Raw genomic sequence first — 19176 nt, 5'->3', positions numbered from 1 at the left:
GCGTGCTCAAAGTGCCTCGGGCGATGGGGAAGTCGCCCGAGGTCTCCAGACAGACAAAGGGGCTGAATATCGTGCGACGGACCACCTCGGGCCGACCGCTGCTTGCCGGGCTCGCCGGTGTCCTCACGCTTGCCTTGTGCGTGCCGGCCGCCGTGGCCGACCCGGACCCGGGATCGGGCGGGGACACTCCGAGCCAGGCCGAGGTCGACGCCGCCAAGTCGGCCGCGACCAACATGAAGCGCACGGTCGCCAGCGTCCAGGCTGATCTCGTGATGGCCAACCAGCGGCTCCAGGAGGCCGGCGTGAAGGCCGGCCAGGCGGCCGAGGCGTACAACGCCGCCCGGTGGAAGCTCCAGGAGGCCCAGCGTGCCGCCGCCGCGGCTGACCGCAGGGCCGCCGGAGCAGAGTCCCGCCTCGAGGTCCAGACGGTCGCCTACAGCGACATGGTGGCCGACAACTACGAGATGTCGCCCGAGGTCACCGCCCTCTCGTCGATGATGAAGCAGGACGGCTCCGAGGCGATGCTCGACGACGCCCACACGATGTACACCGTCGACAGCTCGATCGAGGACATCACCAAGGCGTACGACGCCGCGGCGAAGGTCGCCGAGCTGGCCTCGGACCAGGCCGACGACGCCCACGACGCAGCGGCCGCCCTCGAGGTCGAGGCCGAGTCGGCCCGTGCCGAGGCCGAGGCGCAGGAGCAGGCCGCCCTCTCGGAGGCCAGCGCGGTGGCCGCGGAGAAGGACTCCCTGATCCGCGAGCTGGCCAACCTCCAGGACATCTCGGTGTCCCTGGCCTCGCGCCGCCAGTCCGCCCTCGAGGCCGCCGCCCAGCTGCGTGCGGCCCGGGCCGCACAGCAGGCCGCCGCCGAGGACGATGCGCCGGCCACGACGACCGTCGACCCGACTCCGACCACGACGTCCGACGAGCCGAGCGACGAGCCCGCGCCGCCGACCCAGGACCCCGAGCCGAGCGACCCGCCGAGCGACGAGCCCGCGCCGCCCACCCAGGACCCCGAGCCTGAGCCCGACCCCACACCGCCGCCCCCGTCCTCGTCGGGCGCGCAGGCCGCGATCAACTTCGCGCGGGCCCAGATCGGTGAGCCCTACGTGTGGGCGGCGGCAGGCCCCAACTCGTGGGACTGCTCGGGCCTGACCATGAAGGCGTGGGCCGCCGGTGGGAAGTACCTCCCGCACTACTCCGTCGGGCAGTACGACACCGCGACGCCGATCAGCTCCTCGAACCTGCGCCCCGGTGACCTGGTCTTCTGGGGATCCTCGAGCAGCCCGTCGTCGATCTACCACGTCGCGCTCTACGTCGGGAACGGCCAGATGATCCACGCGCCGCGCACCGGTCGTGACGTGACCCAGGAGTCGATGTACTACTGGATCCCGCCGAACTTCTACGCTCGGCCCTGAGGTCGCGCCGGCGCACAGTCGGTACGGTGGCGGCATGGCCACCGAGACCGTGACGCCCGAGCCCGACGAAGAGACCGCCGGCTACACCCGGCCCGACGTGGACGTGGCCGAGCTGACCCGGCTCCTCGACGGGAAGTACGCCGAGGTGCGGGGCCTGGTCCGCAGCAACCTGGTGCAGCACGCCGGCATGCTGGCGGAGGCCGAGACCCTCGACCTGCCGGCGTTCAAGGACCGGGTCAAGGACATCGTTCTCGACGTCGCCGGCACCGGGCAGACCGCGGTCGCCTTCCCCGCGGCGTACGGCGGGTCAGACGACACCGGGGCGGCAATCGCGGCGTTCGAGACGATGGCGTTCGGTGACCTGTCGGTGCTGGTCAAGATCGGCGTGCAGTTCGGGCTCTTCGGCGGAGCCATCCAGCAGCTCGGCACGAAGCACCACCACGACACCTACCTGCGCGACACGATCAGCGGAGAGCTGATGGGTTGCTTCGCGATGACGGAGGCGGGCCACGGCTCCAACGTGCAGGCGCTCGAGACCGTGGCGACCTACGACGTCGCCACCCAGGAGTTCGTGATCACCACGCCGAAGGAGTCGGCCCACAAGGACTACATCGGCAACGCAGGACGGCACGCCGAGCTGGCCGTCGTCTTCGCCCAGCTCGAGATCGGTGGCAAGACGGAGGGCGTGCACGCGTTCGTCGTACCCATCCGCGTCGACGGCGAGCCGGCGCCCGGCGTACGCATCGAGGACTGCGGCCGCAAGATGGGCCTCAACGGCGTCGACAACGGGCGGCTCTGGTTCGACGGCGTGAGGGTGCCGCGCACGGCGCTGCTCAACCGGTTCGCCGACGTGACCGCCACCGGCGTCTACGAGTCGTCGATCGAGAACCCCAACAAGCGGTTCTTCACCATGCTCGGCACCCTCGTGCTGGGTCGGGTCTGCGTCGGCGGCGCCAGCATCAACGCGTCGAAGGTGGCCCTGGCCGTCGCGGTGAAGTACGCCGTACGCCGCCGGCAGTTCGAGACCTCCGACGACCAGCCCGAGCAACTGCTGCTCGACTACGGCCAGCACCAGCGACGGCTCTTCCCACTGCTGGCCCGCACCTACGCGATGCACTTCGCGCAGGAGGTGCTGGCCAGTCGCTGCCACGACGTGTTCTCGGGCGCCACCACCGACGAGGCAGACCGCCGGGCCCTCGAGTCACGAGCCGCAGGCACCAAGGCACTCGGCACCTGGCACGCCACCCGCACCATCCAGGAGTGCCGCGAGGCCTGTGGCGGTGCGGGCTACATCTCGAAGAACCGGTTCGACGCGCTCAAGGCCGACACCGACGTGTTCATGACCTTCGAGGGCGACAACCACGTGCTGCTGCAGCTCGTCGCCAAGGGGCTACTGACCGGATACTCCAGCGACTTCTCCGACCTCGACCAGCTCGGCATGGTCAGGTTCGTGGCCGGCATGGCCGTCGACACCGTGCTCGAGCGCACCAACGTCCACAAGCTGCTCGAGCGGGTCAAGGACCTCCTGCCCGGCGGCGACGAGTGGGACCAGGAGGCCGGGCTGCTCGACCCGAACTTCCAGCAGGCGATGCTGCGGTTCCGTGAGGAGCACATGCTCAGCGGCGTGGCCCGTCGGCTCAAGCGCGGTGTGGACACCGGCATGGAGCCGGGCGAGGTGTTCTCGCGTGTGCAGGACCACGTCATCGCGACCGCGAAGGCCCACGTCGAACGCCTCGTGCTCGATGCGTGCGTCGAGAAGGTCGCGCAGATGCCCGAGGGTGACAACAAGGTTGCGATGGGACTGATGGTCGACCTCTTCGCGCTGACCACCATCGAGGCCGACCGGGCCTGGTTCATGGAGCATGGTCGCCTGACCTCGCAGCGCTCCAAGGCGATCAGCCGCGAGATCAACGGCCTGTGCCGGAAGGTGCGCCCGATCGCCGTCGACCTCGTCGACGCGTTCGGGATCCCGCCCGAGGTGATGCGCGCCGAAGAGCTCCTCACCTGGGGCGACTGACGCTCGCGGAGGTCGTCCCCGTACGAAAACTGCCCGATCGACGTGATGTTTCGTGTCGATCGGGCAGTTTCACGGGCGGGCCTGTGGTTCGGCCCGCGCCGTACGTCGTGTGAAGCGGGTCAGTGACCGGCCTTCTTGGCCCGCTCGAACGAGGCGAGCACCTCGGCCTCGGCCTCGGTGCGACCGACCCAGTTGGCGCCCTCGACGGACTTGCCGGGCTCGAGGTCCTTGTAGACCTCGAAGAAGTGCTGGATCTCGAGGCGGTCGAACTTCGAGACGTGATTGATGTCGCGCAGGTGCTCGAGGCGCGGGTCGTGGGTGGGCACGCACAGCACCTTGTCGTCACCGCCGGCCTCGTCGGTCATGCGGAACATGCCGATTGCGCGGCACTTGATGATGCAGCCGGGGAACGTCGGCGCCTGCAGGATGACCAGCGCGTCGAGCGGGTCGCCGTCCTGGCCGAGCGTGTCCTCGATGTAGCCGTAGTCCTCGGGGTACGCCGTGGAGGTGAACAGCATGCGGTCGAGGTAGATGCGACCGCTCTCGTGGTCGACCTCGTACTTGTTGCGGGACCCCTTGGGGATCTCCACCATCACGTCGAACTCCAACACAGCATTCCTCCGCATCATCGGCATGCTCGCGCACCCGGCCTGCGGGCGGCGAAAGATCATGACCCGAACATCGGGCCGGCAACATCTTCGCGCACAATGGGCGCAAACGTGCACTCGGAAGGGACGAATTGGTGAAACGGCGTGACGCAGGCCACACCTCGAGACGCCTGTCGTCGTGGCTGCCGATCCTTCTCGTGCTGGCCGTGGTGGCCGCCGGCTTCGCCTCGTTCCAGTACGACCTGGGTGACCGGCTCGGCATCGCCCCCGACGATCCGGCCGACCCGGCGCAGGTCGCTCCGCCGCGCGGGCTCGACCTGCCGGCGCTGACCACACCGCGCCCGGTGGCCGCCGCAGCACCGACCGACAGTCGCGTCGACCCGGCCAAGGTGCGCCGGGCGCTCGCGTCGTACGCCGCTGAGAAGGACCTCGGCAAGCACCGGGTGCTCGCGGTCGGCAGCCTCGACGGCAGCGTCTGGTACGACAACGCGGGCGGCACGTTCATGCCCGCCTCCACCATGAAGCTGCTCACCGGCATGGCCGCGCTCGAGGCGATCGGGCCCGACGTCACGTTCCGTACGACGGTCGTGGCCGGCGCCAAGCCCCGCGACATCGTGCTCGTCGGCGGCGGCGACCCGTTCCTGACCGACAAGCCGGCCAGCTCGACGACGTACCCGAAGCCGGCCGACATCCGCACCCTGGCCCGCGAGACCGCGGCCGCGTTGACCGAGCAGGGCCAGGCGCAGGTGCGCCTGCAGTTCGACGACTCCCTCTTCACGGGACCGTCGGTGAACCCGCACTGGCCGGCGAGCTACATCCCCGAGGCCGTCGTGCCACCGATCACCGCGCTGTGGGTCGACAAGGGCGCCAAGCGCGACTCGTGGGGCTTCGAGTCCGACCCGTCCCGGGCGGCCGCGATGCTCTTCTCCGCCGAGCTGCGCCGGGCCGGCATCAAGGTGACCGGTACGCCGCAGCGCACGACCGCCGCCGACGGTGCGGCCGAGCTCGCCGGCGTCGAGAGCGCCCCCGTCTCGCAGATCGTCGACCGGGTGATCTCGGTCAGCGACAACGAGGGCGCCGAGATCCTCTCCCACCAGGTGGGGCTGGCCGAGGGTACCGGCGGATCCTTCGACGGCGGCGCGCGTGCCGTGCGCAAGGTGCTCGGCCGGCTCGGAGTGCCGCTGGCCGGCACCCGGATCCACGACGGCAGCGGGCTGTCCCGCCAGGACCGGCTGACCACGCAGGCGCTGCTGGGCGTGCTCGCCACCGCCGCCCGCGACGCCAATCCCGACCTGCGCACCGTGATCACGGCACTGCCCGTCGCCGGCTTCACCGGCTCGATGGCCGGACGCCTCGGCGACAGCAACACGTCTGGGCCGGGCCGCGTGCGGGCCAAGACCGGCACGCTGACTGGGGTCCACGGGCTGGCCGGGGTGACCACCGACCTCGACGGCAACGTGTTCACGTTCGTCTTCCTGGCCGACCGGGTGACCGAGGTGCTGGAGGCCCGCGACACCCTCGACGACCTCACCGCCGCGCTGGCGGCCTGTCACTGCTCGTCCTGACCCTGGTTGGTCGTTGCTCGGCCTGCTCGACCACCGGAGCGCGCTCTGCGCACGTCACTGGTGTCTCGACACGGCGGTCGCGGCTTCGTTCCTCAGCCGCGCGCCTGCTCGACCCGGCGCCCCGTGTCCAGCGCACCTCACTGGTGTCTCGACACGGCGGTCGCGGCTTCGTTCCTCAGCCGCGCGCCTGCTCGACCCGGCTCGCCACGCCGGGCACTCCTTCGTCGTGCCCGGCTAGGCTCGCCGCATGACTGACGCGCCGTCGATGATCGACTGGGACCTCGCCGTACGCATCGGCTCACGGCTGGCCGGTGACGGGCCGGAGATCTCCACGCTGGCCGCCGCCGACGCGGTCGAGGAGCTGCGCGCCGACGCCAACCGCTCCACGGGGTTGGTGCGTGACTTCACCGGCCTGGCCGCGGCCGAACGCACCGCCCCGGTGCTGGTCGTCGACAGACCGGGCTGGATCCGCGCGAACGCCGACAGCTTCGCCACGATCCTGTCGCCGATCGTGGAGAAGCTCTCCGAGAAGAAGTCGCCGGGAGTGCTGGGCCAGGCGATCGGCTCGCGCATCACCGGCGCCGAGGTGGGCCTGGTGCTCGGTTTCATGGGTGGCAAGGTGCTCGGGCAGTTCGACCCGTTCTTCGACCCCAGCGGTCGCCTGCTGCTGGTCGCCCCCAACATCGTGCACGTCGAGCGCGAGCTCGACGTCGACCCGACCGACTTCCGCCTGTGGGTCTGCCTCCATGAGGAGACCCACCGCGTGCAGTTCACGGCCGTGCCGTGGATGCGTGACCACCTCTTCGCCCAGATGACCACGCTGGCCGACTCGATCGAGGTCGGCAAGACCCTCGAGGAGGGCGTCAAGCGGCTCGGGGAGTCCATGCGCGGCAAGGGCGGCAGCCTGCTCGACATGATGAGCACGCCCGAGCAGCGCGAGGTGATCGACCGCGTCACCGGGGTGATGTCCCTGCTCGAGGGCCACGCCGACGTGGTGATGGACGGCGTCGGTCCCGAGGTGATCCCGAGCGTCGGCAAGATCCGGCGCCGCTTCAACCAGCGCCGCAAGGGCGTCGGCCCGCTCGACCGCATCCTGCGCCGCCTGCTCGGCCTCGACGCGAAGATGGCCCAGTACCGCGACGGCGCCGCCTTCGTCCGCGCCGTCATCGAGAAGGTCGACATGGACGGCTTCAACGCCGTGTGGGAGTCCCCGGAGAACCTCCCGTCGAAGGCCGAGATCGAAGACCCCACCGCTTGGGTGGCCCGGGTCCACGGATGACGCTCCACCCGGCGGTGGCCGCCGTCCGGTTGGTCGTACGCCGGACCCTGGCACCTCTCGCGCCGGGTACGACGGTGGTCGTGGCCTGCTCCGGGGGTGCCGACTCACTCGCCCTGTTGGCCGCCGCGGTCTTCGAGGGCCACAAGATGTCGCTGCGGGTCGTGGGCGCCACTGTCGACCACGGGCTGCAGGACGGATCAGCCGGTCGGGCCGCGGTCGTCGTACGACAGATGGCGGAGCTGGGTGCCGACGAGACGGTCTCGGCGCGCGTCACGGTCAGTTCCGAGGGCGGCCCGGAGGCGGCGGCCCGGGAGGCGCGCTACGCCGTGCTGGAGCAGATGGCCGAGCACCTCGGCGCCGCGACCGTGTTGCTCGGCCACACCCGTGACGACCAGGCGGAGACCGTCCTGCTCGGGCTGACCCGCGGGTCGGGAGGCCGCGCCATTGCAGGGATGCGGCGATCCTTCGACGGTTTCGCCCGGCCGTTGCTCGACGTCTCGCGTGCCGACACCACCGCCGCCTGCGAGGCGGAGGGCATCGACGTCTGGCACGACCCGCACAACACCGACCCTCGCTTCACCCGGGTGCGGGTGCGGCACACCGTGTTGCCGGTGCTGGAGTCCGAGCTGGGTCCGGGGGTGGCGGTGGCGCTGGCCCGCACGGCCGACCTCGTCCGCCCGGACATGGAGTACCTCGACGGACTCGCCGACGCGGCGTACGACCGCCTGCGCGACCAGGTCCCGGAGGGGCTGCCGGTCGACGAGCTGGCCGCGTTGCCCGGCCCGCTGCGCACCCGTGTCCTGAGGCTCGCGGCACTCGACGCCGGCGCGATCGGGTCGGAGCTGTTCCACGAGCACGTGCGCGCCATCGACGCCTTGATCACCGACTGGCGCGGCCAGAGGTGGATCGACCTCCCCGGCCACCTGCGCGCAGTACGCCGGGACAGGCATCTGGCGTTCCTGACGGATTGAGGCCGGAGGATGGCCTGAATCGCTCCTAGCGTGGTCCGGGACCGACCACCGACAACCAGGAGCAAACGATGAGCGACCGATACATTGCCGGCGTCCCCTGCTGGATCGACCTGACCCCGCCCGACGTCGACGCCGCGATGGCGTTCTACGGAGGGCTCTTCGGCTGGGAGTTCGAGGAGCGCACGCCACCGAGCGCGCCGGTGCGCTACGCCTACGCCCGACTCGAGGGCGAGACCGTGGCCGCCATCGGTTCGGGTGAGGGCGAGCCCGCGGCCTGGAACTCCTACGTGTGGGTGGACGACGCCGACGCGGCCGTCGCCCGCGCGAAGTCGGCGGGAGGAGAGGTCGTCGCGGCACCGGTCGATCTCGGCCCCGACGGCGGCGTCGGGCGTACGGCGACCGTCCGCGACGCCGAAGGTGCGCCACTCGGGTTGTGGCAACCCCGGGAGAACCGCGGCGCGGAACGCGTCAACGCCCACGGGTCGCTGAACTTCAACGACCTGCACACCCGCGACTCCGCAGCGGCGGGGGCGTTCTACGGCGCGGTGTTCGGCTGGGACGTCATCGGCGTGGGCGACGGCCAGATGTGGGCGTTGCCGGCGTACGGCGACTTCCTCGAGCAGCGCAACCCGGGGAACCGTGATCGCCAGGCCGAGATGGGGGCACCCGCCCGCTTCGACGAGGTGGTCGCCGCGCTCTCCCCGATTCCGGAGGACGACGCCGACGCCGCGCCGCACTGGGGCGTGACCTTCGCGGTCGACGACGCCGACGCCGTCGTCGCCCGGGCCTCCGAGCTGGGGGCCGAGGTGGTGCAGGGACCGGTGGACCTGCCGTGGGTGCGCGCCGCCGTGATCCGTGATCCGCAGGGCGCCGTCTTCACCGCGAGCCAGTTCGTCCCGCCGGCGTAGTCCGGGTCGACCCTCACAGCAGCAGGGGCATGTGGCAGTCTGACGCCCATGGATTCCGCCCACGTCGAGAGCGATCTGGTCAACATCCTCTTCACCGAGGAACAGATCCAGGCCAAGGTGCAGGAGATGGCAGACGTCATCGCGGCCGACTACGAGGGCAAGGACGTCCTCATGGTGGGCGTGCTGCGCGGTGCGGTGATGGTGATGGCCGACCTGGCCCGCTCGTTGCCGATCCACGTCGAGATGGACTGGATGGCGGTGAGCTCCTACGGATCCGGCACGAAGTCGAGCGGCGTGGTCCGCATCCTCAAGGACCTCGACACCGACATCTCCGGCCGTCACGTGCTGGTCGTCGACGAGATCATCGACACCGGCCTGACGCTGAGCTGGCTGATCTCCAACCTGAGCAGCCGCAGCCCGGCCAGCGTCGAGATCGCCACCCTGCTGCGCAAGCCGGAGGCCCTGGCCATGCCGGTCGAGCCGAAGTACGTCGGCTGGGACATCCCCAACGAGTTCGTCGTGGGCTACGGCCTCGACTTCAAGGAGCGCTACCGCAACCTGCGTGACATCGGCACGCTCGCACCGCACGTGTACTCCTGACGGACCCTCCTGATCGCGGCCGACTTTCTGCGACCATGTACCGTCAAACCTCACATGGTCACCGCTCAGACGACGTGCTGAGCTGTCCCGAGAGAAGTCTGTGAAGCGCATATTCAAGGGTCCCTGGCTCTGGATCGTCCTGGCCGTCGTCGCCGTACTGCTCGGCCTGCAATACCTCGCGCCCAATGGTGGGTACGACGAGGTGCAGACGTCGCAGATGGAGAAATACATCAGCACCGGCGAGGTCAAGGAGATCACCTTCCTCGACAACGACCAGGAGATCCGCGCAACCCTGGACGACGACGTCGACCGTGACGGCGGCCGCAAGGTCGTCACCCACTGGGTCAACGGCCAGCAGAACGACCTCATCAAGATGGCCCGCGAGCAGGTCGACAAGGGCACGATCGAGAAGTCGAACTCCGAGAACCCGCAGCCCAGCTTCATCGGCCAGCTCCTCGCGACGCTGCTGCCGTTCGCGCTGATCATCCTGCTCTTCATCTTCCTGATGAACAGCGTGCAGGGCGGTGGCGGCAAGGTGATGCAGTTCGGCAAGTCCAAGGCCAAGCTGATCTCCAAGGACATGCCGAAGTCCACGTTCGCCGACGTGGCGGGCTGCGAGGAGGCGATCGAGGAGCTCGGCGAGATCAAGGAGTTCCTCCAGGAGCCTGCCAAGTTCCAGGCCGTCGGCGCCAAGATCCCCAAGGGTGTGCTGCTCTACGGCCCTCCCGGCACCGGCAAGACCCTGCTGGCCCGTGCGGTCGCCGGCGAGGCGGGCGTGCCGTTCTACTCCATCTCCGGCTCCGACTTCGTCGAGATGTTCGTGGGTGTCGGCGCCAGCCGCGTCCGCGACCTCTTCGAGCAGGCCAAGGAGAACGCCCCGGCCATCGTCTTCATCGACGAGATCGACGCCGTCGGTCGCCACCGTGGCGCCGGCATGGGCGGCGGTCACGACGAGCGCGAGCAGACCCTCAACCAGCTCCTCGTCGAGATGGACGGCTTCGACGTCCGCGGCGGGGTCATCCTGATCGCGGCCACCAACCGGCCCGACGTGCTCGACCCGGCGCTGCTGCGTCCCGGCCGTTTCGACCGCCAGATCGGCGTCGACGCCCCCGACCTCAACGGTCGCCACCAGATCCTCAAGGTCCACTCGCGCGGCAAGCCGATGGGTCCCGACGTCGACCTGCTCAGCGTGGCTCGCCGTACGCCCGGCTTCACCGGCGCCGACCTGGCCAACGTGCTCAACGAGGCGGCCCTGCTGACTGCCCGCCTCAACGAGAAGGTGATCACCGACTCCTCCCTCGACGAGGCGATCGACCGCGTGGTCGCGGGCCCGCAGCGCCGCACCCGCCTGATGAGCGAGAAGGAGAAGCTCATCACCGCCTACCACGAGGGCGGACACGCCCTGGTCGCCGCGGCCCTGCCCGGCACCGACCCGGTGCACAAGATCACGATCCTGCCCCGCGGACGCGCGCTGGGCTACACGATGGTGCTGCCCGACGAGGACAAGTACTCCCAGACCCGTTCCGAGATGCTCGACAAGCTGGCCTACATGCTCGGCGGCCGGGCCGCCGAGGAGATGGTCTTCCACGACCCGACCACGGGCGCGGGCAACGACATCGAGAAGGCCACCAGCCTGGCCCGCGCGATGGTCACCCAGTACGGCATGACCGACCGCCTCGGTGCGATCCAGCTGGGTGAGCCGCAGGGCGAGCCGTTCCTGGGTCGCGACATGGGCCACACCCGCAACTACTCCGAGGACGTCGCCGCGATCGTCGACGAGGAGACCAAGAAGTTCCTCGCCCAGGCCCACCAGGAGGCCTTCGACATCCTCGAGGAGAACCGCGACGTCCTCGACGCGCTGGTGCTCGCCCTGATGGAGCGCGAGACGCTCGACAAGGCCGAGGTCGCCGAGGTCTTCGTGCCGCTGCGTCGCCGCCCGGTGCGGCCGGCATGGACGGGCTCCCCGCACCGCCAGCCCTCGACGCTGCCGCCGGTCAGCGTGCCGGCGTCGGCACAGTCCGACGTACCCGAGTCCGCGGACCCCGACCTGGCAACCCCACACAGTTCGACCCCGCCGGCGGGTGGTCTCCCGAGTCAGAACGAAGGCGGAGACCAGGCATGATCGCGCCCTTCGGCGGCGTGAACCCTGACCCGGCCAGTGTTCCGGACTTCGACCACGACCGCGCGGAGAAGGCCGTCCGCGAGCTGCTGGCCGCGATCGGCGAGGACCCCGAGCGCGAGGGCCTGCGTGACACGCCGGCCCGGGTGGCCAGGGCGTACGCCGAGATGACCGCAGGCCTGCGCCAGACGCCGGCCGACGTGCTGACCACCACCTTCGACATCGGGCACGACGAGATGGTGCTGGTGCGCGACATCGAGCTGTGGTCGATGTGCGAGCACCACCTGGTGCCGTTCACCGGCGTGGCCCACGTCGGCTACATCCCGGCCGAGACCGGCAAGATCACCGGCCTCTCCAAGCTGGCCCGCCTGGTCGACGTCTACGCCAAGCGGCCCCAGGTGCAGGAGCGCCTGACCACCCAGGTCGCCGACGCGCTCATGGAGATCCTCGAGGCCCGCGGCGTGATCGTGGTGATCGAGGCCGAGCACCTCTGCATGACCATGCGCGGGGTCCGCAAGGCCGGCGCCCGCACCATCACCTCGGCGGTTCGCGGACAGATGCACAACGCCGCCACCCGCTCCGAGGCCATGGCGCTGATCCACAGCAGAAGGTGAACCGGTGCGATCCGGTGCGCTGACCGAGCCGATGACCCGTCCGCGGATCATGGGCATCGTCAACGTCACCCCCGACTCGTTCTCCGACGGGGGACGGTTCGCGACCACCGACACCGCGATCGCCCACGGCCGCGAGCTGATCGCCCAGGGCGCCGACATCCTCGACATCGGCGGCGAGTCCACCCGTCCCGGAGCGACCCGTCCGCTGGTCTCCGAAGAGCTCGACCGGGTGGTGCCGGTGATCAGCGCCCTGGCCGCCGAGGGCGCCGCAGTCTCGGTCGACACCATGCGCGCCGAGGTCGCCGAGGCCGCCGCCCTGGCCGGCGCAGTGGTGATCAACGACGTCTCCGGAGGGCTGGCCGACCCCGACATCCTGCGGGTCGCCGCCGACCACGACGTGCTGTACGTCGCCATGCACTGGCGGGCGCACAGCACCGAGATGCAGCAGCACGCCGTGTACGACGGCCCGGGCGGTGTCGTGGGCGCCGTCCGTGACGAGCTGTCGGCCCGCATCGACGACGCGCTGGCCGCCGGTGTAGACCTCGAGCGCCTCGTGGTCGACCCCGGGCTCGGGTTCGCCAAGTCACCGGACCACAACTGGGAGCTGCTCAAGCACCTCGACGAGCTCGTCGGCCTCGGTCGCCCGGTGCTGGTCGGGTCGAGTCGCAAGTCGTTCCTCGGCACCCTGCTCGGATCCGCAGACGCACCCCGGCCGGTGGCAGAGCGCGAGCACGCCAACGTGGCCCTCACCACGATCGTCAGCCTGCAGGGCATGTGGGGCGTGCGGGTGCACGACGTACGCGCCAGTGCCGATGCGATCCGGGTCGTCGAGCGGTTCGCGCACGACCCGGGTGAGGCCTGATGATCGCCGGCGTCGGCGACACCACCGGCCAGGAGGCCGCCGTGGAGGCCGCGCACCGGGCCTTCTACGCCGCCTGGGAGCGCGGTGACGCGGCCGCCGCCCTCGGGTTCTGGATCGACGCCGACGACATCAGCTGCACGTTCCCTGGAGTGCCGGGCGTCATGGGCCGTGACGAGGTCCGCACGCAGCTGAGCGAGGGCATCGAGCTCACGTCCGGCATCCAGTTCCTCTTCGAGGACCTCAACGTCGCCGTCCGCGGCAGCGTCGCCTGGCTGGCCTGCGTGGAGAACGTCATCCTGCCCGGCGTCCTCACCCTGGAGGACGTCGTCGACCTGCCGGGGTCGCAGCTGGCGGTGACCAGCGTCTACCACCGGATCGGTGCCGACTGGCTGCTCTGGTGCCATCAGGCAGGGCCGGTTCTGAGCAACCTCGACCTGGAGGACGAATGACCGACGAGCTGGCCGTGAGTGGCATCGAGTGCTTCGGGCACCACGGTGTCTTCGACTTCGAGCGCCGCGAGGGACAGATCTTCGTGATCGACCTCGTCCTGGGCATCGACACGACCCCCGCGGCACGCACCGACGACTTGCGTGAGACCGTGCACTACGGAATTCTCGTGGATTCGGTGAAAGCCGCCGTGGAGACCGACCCGGTCGACCTGATCGAGACCCTGGCCCAACGGATAGCGGACGTCTGCCTCTTGGACGATCGTGTTGAATGGACCCGGGTCACGGTTCACAAGCCGGACGCGCCCATTGACGCAACATTCTCGGATGTTGCGCTGACGATTACCCGGAAGAGGACGTTGCAGCCGTGACTGAGACACCCAACCCGAACATCATCGATGCCGACACCCTCACCGGTGAGATGCACCCGATCCGACGTGCGGTGCTGGCACTGGGCTCCAACCTCGGCGAACGCCTGGCCAGCCTCCAGGGCGCGGTCGACTCCCTCGCCGACACCCCCGACGTGTGGGTGACGGCCGTCTCCGGGGTCTACGAGACCGAGCCGATCGGCGCGCCCCCGGGCTCCGAGCAGTTCCTCAACGCCGTCGTCCTCCTCGACACCACGCTGCCCGCCTCGACGCTGCTCGACCGCGCCCTCGCCATCGAGGACGCCTTCGACCGGGTCCGCCCCAGCGAGAAGAACGCGCCCCGCACCCTCGACGTCGACCTCATCGTGGTGGGTGACCGCAGGGCCAACGACGACTTCCTGCGCCTCCCGCACCCGCGCGCCAAGGACCGGGCGTTCGTGCTCAAGCCGTGGTTCGACCTCGAGCCCGACGCGGTGCTGCCGGACGCCGGCCCCGTCGCCGAGCTCCTCGAGGCCGCCGACCAGAGCGGCATCAAGCTCCGCGACGACCTGGCCCTCGACCTGCAGTGACCCCTCCCGACGCGGGGTCGGGGGACGAGCGTCCGCCCGAGGAGCCCCGCGTCGTGCCCACGGCCGCCGGTGCACTGGCGGCGTGCCTGACGGTCGGCCTCGTCGTCGGTTGGGCGATCCGCCCACTCACCCAGCGGTACGCCGACTCCTCGCCGGTGGTGACCTGGATCCAGGTGCTGGCGCTGTTCCTGGTCGCCGCGATGCTGGGCGCGACCGCGTGGGCCACGCACCGCACGATCGCGCGGCGCCAGTTCCTCGAGCCGCATCGGGCCGTGAACCGGCTGGTGCTGGCCAAGGCCTGTGCCCTGGTCGGGGCCCTGGCCGCGGGCGGCTACGCCGGCTACGCCGTGGCCTGGTTGGGCCTGCCGGCCGAGCTCGCCGACCAGCGAAGCCTGCGCTCCGGCATCGCGGCGGTGGGCGGCGGACTCATGTGTGGTGCAGCACTACTGCTCGAGCGTGCGTGTCGGGTCCGGGACGGCGGCGACGGCGCCTAGTCTGGATGCATGGCTTCCCCCAACGCCCGACGCCGTCAGCGGAGCACCCGCATCACGGTCGCAGTTGCCCTCATCATGATCGCCTCCCTCGTCGTCCTCGGCGCGTTGGTCGGCGGATCGTCCCTTCTCGTCGCCGTCTCTGCTGTGCTGGCCGTCCTCCTCGGGGCCGCCGCCACCAAGATCACCCACTCCGAGCTCATGCAGTCCCGCAAGGACGCCGCCCGTGACCGTGCCGAGCAGGCCAAGGCCTACTCGGTGCTGACCGACGAGCGCACCCGCGAGAGCCAGAAGTTCGCCGACACCATGACCGAGCGGATCGCCGCTCGCCAGAAGCTCATCCACGAGCTCGAGGGTGAGCTCTCGCTGGCCCAGCGCAAGGTCGCCGAGACCACGCTCAAGCTCGGCAACGAGTCGCGTCGCGCCGACCAGGCCGAGGCCCGCCTCACCGCAGAGTCCGGTCGCCTCGAGGACTCCGAGACGCGCGCCGCCGAGGCGATCGTGCTGGCCGCCGAGCTCGAGCAGCAGGTCACCGACCTCAAGGTCGAGCTCGCTGCCTGGGAAGACGCCGCCGCGATGCCGGTGCGCAAGCACGCCTGACCGCACCTCTGGTCGCCGTACGACACGACAACCCCGCACGACTTGTGCGGGGTTGTCGTCACTTCGCACCCTGCCGGTCGGGTGCGAAGTGACATGGACGGAGCGTTGCACGGGGGAGGGGCGGGTCAGGCGTCGTTGACGGAGGCGCGCAGGGCCTTGTGGATGCCGTTCGGGGTCAGCACCCCGACGAACTGCGCACCGCGGCGTACGCCGACCATCGGCTTGTCCTCGCGCATCATCAGGGCCAGTGCGTCCTCGAGGGTTGCGCCGACGTCGATGGCCGCGCCCAGCTCTCCGGCGCGGACGCCGTCCAGGGGCTCGAGGTGGGCCGGGTCGATCGGCGTGACCGCCAACCGCCGCAGGCCGCGCGCCGCGCCCACGAACGACGCCACGAAGTCGTCGGCCGGCGAGCCGAGCACCACCGCCGGTACGTCGTACTGCGCGAGGCGGCCGCCCTCGGCGAAGACCGCGACCCGGTCTCCCATGCGCACGGCTTCGTCGATGTCGTGGGTGACGAGGACGACCGTCTTGCCCAGGTCGCGTTGGAGCCGCCGGAACTCCTCCTGAAGCCGGCCACGCACGACGGGGTCGACCGCGCCGAAGGGCTCGTCCATCAGCAGCACCGGCGGGTTCGCGGCCAGGGCCCGGGCCACGCCGACGCGTTGACGCTGTCCACCCGAGAGCTGGTGCGGGTAGCGGTCGGCGTGCTGGTCGGGCTCGAGGCCGACCAGCTCCATCAGCTCGAGGGCGCGGCGTCGGGCCACGGACTTCGACTCGCCGTAGAGCAGCGGCACGGTCATCACGTTGGTCAGGATCTTCTGGTGCGGGAACAGGCCGACCTGCTGGATCACGTAGCCGATCCCGCGGCGGAGCTTGACCGGGTCGGCGTCGGTCACGTCGGCGCCGTCGATGAAGATCGATCCGGTGGTGGGCTCGATCAGCCGGTTGATCATCTTCAGGGTGGTCGACTTGCCGCAGCCGGACGGGCCGACGAGCGTCACCATCTCGCCGCGCCTCACCTCGAGGTCGAGCTCATGGACGGCGGTCGTGCCGTCGGCGTACGTCTTGCTGACGCCTGACAGCCGGATCATCGGATCTTCGATACCGTCCATGGGGTGACCCTATCGACAGGCGCGTCCGACGAGCCGAGTTGCTACAGCCTGTTCGTGAACGAATGGTTCTGCGGCGACTACTACGTCGATCGCAAGCAGGAGCTGATCGACGCCACCGTCCAGCACCTCACCATCACGGCGCTCGCCGTACTGCTCGGACTGGCGATGGCGTTGCCGCTGGCCCTGCTGGCCCGCCGCTTCCCGAAGCTCGAGGCCGCGATCCTCGGCATCTGCACGGGCATCTACACACTGCCGTCGCTGGCGCTGTTCCCGCTGCTCGTGCCGTTCACCGGACTGACCCGCACCACCGTGGTCCTCGGCCTGGCGCTCTACTCGCTGACCATCCTGGTGCGCAACATGGTCGAGGGGCTGCGGGCGGTGCCCGACGAGGTGATCGAGTCCGCGACCGGGCTCGGCTACTCGCGGGCCAGGCTGCTGTGGCGCATCGAGCTGCCGCTGGCGCTGCCGGTGATCATGGCCGGCCTGCGCATCGCGACCGTCTCCACCGTCGCGCTGACCACGGTCGGTGCCCTGGTGTCGTACGGCGGACTCGGCAACCTGCTCTTCGTCGGCGTACCCAACGACTTCCGAGCCCAGGTCCTGGCCGCGAGCCTGATCTGCGTGGCCATCGCGCTGGTGCTCGACGTCGCGCTGATGCTGGTGCAGCGCCTGGCCACGCCGTGGACCAGGGGGGTGCGCGCATGAGCACCCCAACGAGTTCTTCGACTCCTCCGCTGCGCTCCTCCGCCGAACAACTCGCCGGGGACCCCGCATGAACACCCCAACGAGTTCTTCGACTCCTCCGCTGCGCTCCTCCGCCGAACAACTCGCCGGGGACCCCGCATGAGCACCCCAACGAGTTCTTCGACTCCTCCGCTGCGCTCCTCCGCCGAACAACTCGCCGGGGACCCCGCATGAGGCTCCTCCGCGACACCGCGGCCTGGTTGGGCGACGGCGCCAACTGGCTTGGCGACGACGGCATCTGGCACCTGCTGCTCCAGCAGCTGCTGCTGACCTTCACGGCCCTCGGAGTGGCGCTGGCGATCGGCCTGCCGATCGCGTTGTGGCTCGGGCACCTCGGCCGGGGCGGCTTCGTGGCGATCAACGTGGCCGGCGTGGGCCGGGCGGTGCCGACGTTCGCCGTGCTCGCCCTGCTGGTGATGTGGGAGCCGGTCGGCACCGAGCACCTCGGTCCCTACGGCCGCGCCGGACTGGCCACCCTGATCGCCCTGGCCCTCTTCGCACTGCCACCGATCATCACCAACGCCTACGTGGGCGTCGACGAGGTGCCCCGCGACGTACGCGAGGCCGCCGACGGCATGGGCATGAGCGGATGGCAACGGTTCGTCCGCGTCGAACTCCCGCTGGCCATGCCCCTGGTGGCCGCCGGAGTCCGCCTGGCGCTGGTGCAGGTGTGGGCCACGGCCACCATCGCCGCGCTGGTCGACGGCCCGGGGCTCGGCAACCTGATCACGGCCGGTTTCTACAAGCACGACTACGCGCAGGGCATCGGCGCAGCGGTTGTCGTCGCCGCCGTGGCCCTGCTCCTTGAAGTCTCCGCCGCGATGGTGCAGCGTTCCCTCCAGACGGCACGACCGGACACGCGTGGCACTCGACCACGGGACACAGAAGGTGGCAACCATGCGGGTACGACAGATGATGGTGGCGGCACTGATGGCGACGTCGTTGATGGGGGCGTCGGCCTGCGCGGGCGATGACCTCTCGGACGACGACACCAAGGGCGACGACAAGGCGACGTCGAGCAACACCGCCAGCACGGACACCGACACGGACAAGGGCGAGCTGCGACTGTCCGGCCAGTCGTTCGACGAGGCCGCGCTGATGGCCAGCATGTACGAACTGCTGCTCGACAGGGCCGGCTACGACGTCGAGACCAAGCTGGTCACCAGCCGCGACATCTACATGAACCAGTTCCCCGACGACATCGACGTGGCGCCCGAGTACGTCGGCGGCACCATCGAGTTCCTCAACACGACGCAGAACGGCGCGGACGCCAAGCCGCTGAGCACCGGTGACCTCGAGGCGACGCTCGCCGCCGGTGCCGGGGTGCTGAAGAAGAAGGGCGTCACGCTCCTCGACCCCGCCGAGGCCGCTGACACCAACGCGTTCTTCGTCACCGAGGAGTACGCCGAGGAGAACTCGGTCAGCAAGCTCTCCGACCTCGAGGGCAAGACCGTCACCCTGGCGGCGCACCCCGACTGCGCGGAGCGCCTCGACTGCGGCAAGGGCCTCGAGGAGGTCTACGGCATCAAGATCGACGACATCCTGCCGCTCGGCTTCGCCAGCGCACAGACCTTCAAGTCGGTCGAGGACGACGAGTCGCAGCTCGGCCTGACCAGCACCACCGACGGCACCCTCGAGGCCCGCGGCATGGTCCTGCTCGAGGACGACAAGGCGGTCCAGCCGGTGCAGAACCTCGTGCCCGCGGTGAGCACGAAGTTCCTGAAGGCCCACCCCGACGTCGCCGACGTGCTCAACCCGTTGATGGCGATCCTGACCACCGACGACCTGGTCGAGCTCAACGGCCGGGTGACCGCGGAGCGCGAGAAGGCCTCCGACGTGGCCAAGGACTACCTGGAGGACCACGACCTGCTCTGACACACCC

Annotated in this window: 20 protein-coding genes; 18 read left to right on the top strand and 2 right to left on the bottom strand. The window is 70.1% G+C overall.

What is annotated here, in order from left to right; translation table 11 throughout:
- The first annotated feature begins 71 nt into the window (after positions 1-71).
- Together ASD30_RS25100 and ASD30_RS25095 are read left to right on the top strand one after the other, a co-directional pair.
- Positions 72-1421 (top strand): C40 family peptidase, encoded by a 1350-nt coding sequence (locus ASD30_RS25100; protein ID WP_056688822.1) that lies wholly within the window; start codon positions 72-74, stop codon positions 1419-1421.
- A 34-nt stretch (positions 1422-1455) separates the two neighbouring features.
- Positions 1456-3438, top strand: coding sequence for an acyl-CoA dehydrogenase family protein (locus ASD30_RS25095; protein ID WP_056688819.1), 1983 nt, complete (start codon positions 1456-1458; stop codon positions 3436-3438).
- A 119-nt stretch (positions 3439-3557) separates the two neighbouring features.
- Here ASD30_RS25095 and ASD30_RS25090 read toward each other — a convergent pair whose 3' ends face one another.
- Positions 3558-4073: an inorganic diphosphatase gene (locus ASD30_RS25090; protein ID WP_442938280.1), complete on the bottom strand. Its 516-nt coding sequence runs from the start codon at positions 4071-4073 to the stop codon at positions 3558-3560.
- A 107-nt stretch (positions 4074-4180) separates the two neighbouring features.
- Here ASD30_RS25090 and dacB point away from each other — a divergent pair, with 107 nt between their 5' ends.
- The 13 genes from dacB (at position 4181) to ASD30_RS25025 (ending at position 15438) form a co-directional block, all read left to right on the top strand.
- Entirely contained in the window at positions 4181-5611 is a 1431-nt protein-coding gene (gene dacB, locus ASD30_RS25085; protein ID WP_056688814.1) for a D-alanyl-D-alanine carboxypeptidase/D-alanyl-D-alanine endopeptidase, read from the top strand.
- Between the two features lie 247 nt (positions 5612-5858).
- A complete protein-coding gene (locus ASD30_RS25080; protein WP_235532675.1) occupies positions 5859-6890 on the top strand; it encodes a zinc-dependent metalloprotease in 1032 nt (343 codons plus the stop codon).
- Positions 6887-7861 carry a tRNA lysidine(34) synthetase TilS gene (gene tilS / locus ASD30_RS25075; RefSeq protein WP_056688808.1) on the top strand — a complete coding sequence of 325 codons (975 nt, stop codon included), beginning with the start codon at positions 6887-6889 and terminating at the stop codon, positions 7859-7861. Before ASD30_RS25080 ends, tilS begins: the two co-directional genes overlap by 4 nt.
- 68 nt (positions 7862-7929) lie before the next feature.
- Positions 7930-8769 (top strand): VOC family protein, encoded by an 840-nt coding sequence (locus ASD30_RS25070; RefSeq protein WP_056688805.1) that lies wholly within the window; start codon positions 7930-7932, stop codon positions 8767-8769.
- Between the two features lie 48 nt (positions 8770-8817).
- Complete coding sequence (gene hpt / locus ASD30_RS25065) at positions 8818-9369, top strand: hypoxanthine phosphoribosyltransferase (protein ID WP_056688802.1); 552 nt, start codon at positions 8818-8820, stop codon at positions 9367-9369.
- A 100-nt stretch (positions 9370-9469) separates the two neighbouring features.
- Positions 9470-11491, top strand: coding sequence for an ATP-dependent zinc metalloprotease FtsH (gene ftsH / locus ASD30_RS25060; RefSeq protein ID WP_082564168.1), 2022 nt, complete (start codon positions 9470-9472; stop codon positions 11489-11491).
- On the top strand, positions 11488-12102 hold the full coding sequence (folE, locus tag ASD30_RS25055) for a GTP cyclohydrolase I FolE (protein WP_056688799.1): 615 nt from the start codon (positions 11488-11490) through the stop codon (positions 12100-12102). The genes ftsH and folE overlap by 4 nt, the downstream gene beginning before the upstream one ends.
- 31 nt (positions 12103-12133) lie before the next feature.
- Complete coding sequence (gene folP, locus ASD30_RS25050) at positions 12134-12964, top strand: dihydropteroate synthase (RefSeq protein WP_235532677.1); 831 nt, start codon at positions 12134-12136, stop codon at positions 12962-12964.
- Positions 12964-13413 (top strand): YybH family protein, encoded by a 450-nt coding sequence (locus ASD30_RS25045; protein WP_056688796.1) that lies wholly within the window; start codon positions 12964-12966, stop codon positions 13411-13413. Before folP ends, ASD30_RS25045 begins: the two co-directional genes overlap by 1 nt.
- Positions 13410-13781 (top strand): dihydroneopterin aldolase, encoded by a 372-nt coding sequence (folB, locus tag ASD30_RS25040; protein ID WP_056688793.1) that lies wholly within the window; start codon positions 13410-13412, stop codon positions 13779-13781. Before ASD30_RS25045 ends, folB begins: the two co-directional genes overlap by 4 nt.
- Positions 13778-14347 (top strand): 2-amino-4-hydroxy-6-hydroxymethyldihydropteridine diphosphokinase, encoded by a 570-nt coding sequence (gene folK / locus ASD30_RS25035; RefSeq protein ID WP_056688790.1) that lies wholly within the window; start codon positions 13778-13780, stop codon positions 14345-14347. Before folB ends, folK begins: the two co-directional genes overlap by 4 nt.
- A gap of 53 nt (positions 14348-14400) precedes the next feature.
- A complete protein-coding gene (locus ASD30_RS25030; protein WP_056688983.1) occupies positions 14401-14841 on the top strand; it encodes a DUF3180 domain-containing protein in 441 nt (146 codons plus the stop codon).
- A 9-nt stretch (positions 14842-14850) separates the two neighbouring features.
- Positions 14851-15438, top strand: a complete 588-nt coding sequence (locus tag ASD30_RS25025) for a hypothetical protein (protein WP_056688788.1) — start codon at positions 14851-14853, stop codon at positions 15436-15438.
- 125 nt (positions 15439-15563) lie between these two features.
- On the opposite strand, the gene ASD30_RS25020 is transcribed toward ASD30_RS25025, so the two are convergent.
- Positions 15564-16550, bottom strand: coding sequence for an ABC transporter ATP-binding protein (locus tag ASD30_RS25020; RefSeq protein WP_442938278.1), 987 nt, complete (start codon positions 16548-16550; stop codon positions 15564-15566).
- A gap of 54 nt (positions 16551-16604) precedes the next feature.
- Between ASD30_RS25020 and ASD30_RS25015 the strand changes: the two genes are divergently transcribed.
- The 3 genes from ASD30_RS25015 to ASD30_RS25005 all read left to right on the top strand — a co-directional run bounded on the left by ASD30_RS25015 (position 16605) and on the right by ASD30_RS25005 (position 19169).
- On the top strand, positions 16605-17255 hold the full coding sequence (locus ASD30_RS25015) for an ABC transporter permease (RefSeq protein ID WP_235529971.1): 651 nt from the start codon (positions 16605-16607) through the stop codon (positions 17253-17255).
- Positions 17256-17464: 209 nt separating this feature from the next.
- A complete protein-coding gene (locus tag ASD30_RS25010) occupies positions 17465-18268 on the top strand; it encodes an ABC transporter permease (protein ID WP_082564165.1) in 804 nt (267 codons plus the stop codon).
- Positions 18192-19169 carry an ABC transporter substrate-binding protein gene (locus tag ASD30_RS25005; RefSeq protein WP_056688785.1) on the top strand — a complete coding sequence of 326 codons (978 nt, stop codon included), beginning with the start codon at positions 18192-18194 and terminating at the stop codon, positions 19167-19169. The genes ASD30_RS25010 and ASD30_RS25005 overlap by 77 nt, the downstream gene beginning before the upstream one ends.
- The last annotated feature ends 7 nt before the right edge of the window (positions 19170-19176 follow it).

The organism is Nocardioides sp. Root140 (assembly GCF_001426745.1).
Lineage (GTDB): Bacteria > Actinomycetota > Actinomycetes > Propionibacteriales > Nocardioidaceae > Nocardioides.
The sequence above is the reverse complement of the archived record's forward strand: the minus strand, read 5'-3'. Positions and strand labels throughout refer to the sequence as shown.